Consider the following 2,647-nt stretch of genomic DNA (forward strand, 5'->3'; position numbering starts at 1 on the left):
GGTGGAGGCCTTTGACCTGACCTATTGCCCGAATCTGGAGTGGGTGGACGCTACGCAGGTAAAGATACCGGCGACTGCGGATTGCCCGGCGCGGGTGATGTTATGTGGTTTCCCTTGTCCGGTGCACCGGGGGTTGTTTGTGGACGGGGGATTGTCGGACGGCAAGTATCGGGCCAACAGCAGCGATGTGGTCATGGATTTTGACACCGCTGCACAGTTCTGGGGCAACGAGAAAGCCGATCAGTGGTATTGCGTTTATGCCATTGCCGGGGATGCCGATACCACCTTCACCTTGAAGGCCATGCCGGTAATGCGCTATTCCTCGCAGGCCAGCCAGGTGATTACCCTACGCAACAATGCCAACAGTAGCAATATTGGCTATGGCTTCACCACTAATGAGCTACAGAACGCCAAGCTCCTGGTGCTGTCGGGCACGTCCAAGGGGCGGATCCGCACCATCACTGCCAACAATAATGATAACGGCACGGACGGGACGGTCACCTATTCTGGCTCGGCCTTGACTATGACCCAGGGAGATTGGTTCATGGTGCTGCCCAATACCAACTTCCGCTATCTGGGGATGATCCTGAACAACGCCAGCAGCAACATCGTGCGGTTCTGGAAGGAGGGCAATCGGGTCAACTGGAATGTGCCGATTGATATCTGCTCCGGGGCAATCGATGGCTTTACAGCCCAGGATTTAGCCCTGCAAGCGGTTATGATGTCAAGGTGGCAATTTCTTACGATGGTACCAATATGGCCCAGGTATTCCATGTCTATCCGCCCTCAGTGGATTTTAAGGGGGTGCGCGGCTCAGTGCCGTTTGACTGCGGCATCCTGGACGGTAATAAAATTTACGTGGATAACGAAAATACCGCCAATCAGGTGATCAAGGCGGTGGGCTGGGAGGAATAATGAAAAAGAAACTTGTGGGTAAAAAGACTTATTTGGTGGCTTTGGCCCTGGCCCTGTTGACTTTTGCCCGGGCCGGGGGCTGGATTGACGATAATATTTATGAGACTTTGCTGGGGATTATGAGTGCTCTGGGCTTAGGGGCGCTCCGCGCCGGCCTGGCAAAAGCCAACGATCAACAAGCAAGTCCGAGGAAAATACCCGTGGCAGAAATTAATCAGGCCAAATTAAGTGACTGGATTTAATGGCAGGCTTAAAAACTTAGTCAAAATCGGAAGTTATCATCATGGATTACACTGATTTGAGATATCATATTGGGATACTGATTTCCCTGATCGGATTCTTTGCCGGCCTTTCCGGATTTCTCTTTTGGCGTATTCTATCTCGGCTGGAGAGTAAGTTGGAAGAGTTGTTTGAGCTTGCCTTTAATTGCAGGGAGAGTCTGTCAGAACGGTTCGTTGGTCGGGTAGAACACGACAGAAAGGTTTTTGAACTTTGGGAGGCTGTGAATAATCACGACCACGATGACACGGGACGGGTAGTGCGATGTTAGAAGACCGTATAGATCGCTTCTGCAATCAGATTCATGTGGCCTGCATTGGGTTGCAACGCCTTAAACGTCAGGCCCCTTACCGGCGGGATCTAATTTTTGTAAATCTGGTCGAAGATTTTTGTAAATCAGGCCATCACCTCATGGGTCTAATCCGGAAATGGGAAGGACATCTAACCCAGAACGATTTCCACTGAATATCGTTTCATCACTCAGACCACGAAATTGATTAATCTTTTGCAATGGAATTACCAGAAGTTAATAGAGACAGTGCGCCTTTGCGGATAAGTTACCGGCTTCCCAATATTATCTATTTTAAGGCCGAAGTAATAATTATGACGATTCCTTTTGACTGCAATGTTCATGGGTGCGATTCATAGAAATGGTTTCAACTTTTAACTACGGCTGGCCTGGGAGCGAAGCCGCAAGGGCCGGCGACAATGGGCCCAAAATTTGCCGGTCGGAGGCGGCGGTGACGGCTGCGGGTTGATGGCAAGGAGAGCTTAGCAGGAAACCACACCAGAGGGGTACTGTCAAATCAAGTCTGATTCAGGGCTGAGTAGAATTGGGGAAAGATGAGCATTCTGGGTAGGATTTGCCAGCCGGGCTTAATTTCCTGGTATATGAAAGGTCCGGGCCTAGTAAATGTCGGGGCGGGTTAAGCTCCCGCCCCGACAAAAATGAGTTTGGGTTCACCGCAGTAATTTTGCGAGTTTATGTTCCCCTATTTCCTCCAGGAAGCAGAAATTTGTGTTTCAGATCATTTTGGCACATAGGCTTCCCGGTACATCAGGACCCCATTATTTCCGTGTCCGGTGAGGTCCTTGGTGGTTTGATCGAAATTATAATAAGCCTGTAGTCCAGCCTCGTTACCTACTAAGGGTTTGTTCATATTGGCCTTAATTTCGGCCTCGGTGAGAGCCCGGTTCCATATACGCAGCTCATCCAGTTTCCAACGTCCAAAATATCCTACAATCAATGGAGCCATACTACTTTTAATTTTTCCCTCAGCGGTTGTGGAGGCGATAAGCTCCCCGTTCTTGTATAGTTTAAAATTATCAACCAAAACATTGGCGTTGTAGGTCATGGCTAAATGTACCCACTGATAATTTGGTACTCGCCCCACATCTTTGTCCGACGGGTGCAACCAATAATGCCCCTTGGTGGTGGTAATCATTGCAGCCG

The 2,647-nt window shown here is 49.6% G+C and carries 4 protein-coding genes; 3 read left to right on the forward strand and 1 reads right to left on the reverse strand.

The genetic code is table 11. The features are described from left to right. The 3 genes from JRG72_11965 to JRG72_11975 all read left to right on the forward strand — a co-directional run. On the forward strand, positions 1-889 hold an 889-nt coding region (locus JRG72_11965; GenBank protein ID MBW2135917.1), incomplete at its 5' end, for a hypothetical protein. A 25-nt stretch (positions 890-914) separates the two neighbouring features. Further along, positions 915-1,157, forward strand: a complete 243-nt coding sequence (locus JRG72_11970) for a hypothetical protein (GenBank protein ID MBW2135918.1) — start codon at positions 915-917, stop codon at positions 1,155-1,157. Positions 1,158-1,458: 301 nt separating this feature from the next. Beyond that, positions 1,459-1,659, forward strand: a complete 201-nt coding sequence (locus tag JRG72_11975) for a hypothetical protein (protein MBW2135919.1) — start codon at positions 1,459-1,461, stop codon at positions 1,657-1,659. Between the two features lie 563 nt (positions 1,660-2,222). On the opposite strand, the gene JRG72_11980 is transcribed toward JRG72_11975, so the two are convergent. After that, positions 2,223-2,647, reverse strand: a 425-nt coding sequence (locus JRG72_11980) for a LamG domain-containing protein (GenBank protein ID MBW2135920.1), incomplete at its 5' end; no start/stop codon positions are given.

The sequence above is a fragment of the Deltaproteobacteria bacterium genome, assembly GCA_019309545.1.
In the GTDB taxonomy this organism is placed as follows: Bacteria; Desulfobacterota; Desulfobaccia; order Desulfobaccales; family Desulfobaccaceae; genus Desulfobacca_B.

Coding starts and splice junctions, on each gene's coding strand:
- JRG72_11970 (MBW2135918.1), top strand. CDS start 915: ATGAAAAAGAAACTTGTGGGTAAAAAGACTTATTTGGTGGCTTTGGCC.
- JRG72_11975 (MBW2135919.1), top strand. CDS start 1,459: ATGTTAGAAGACCGTATAGATCGCTTCTGCAATCAGATTCATGTGGCC.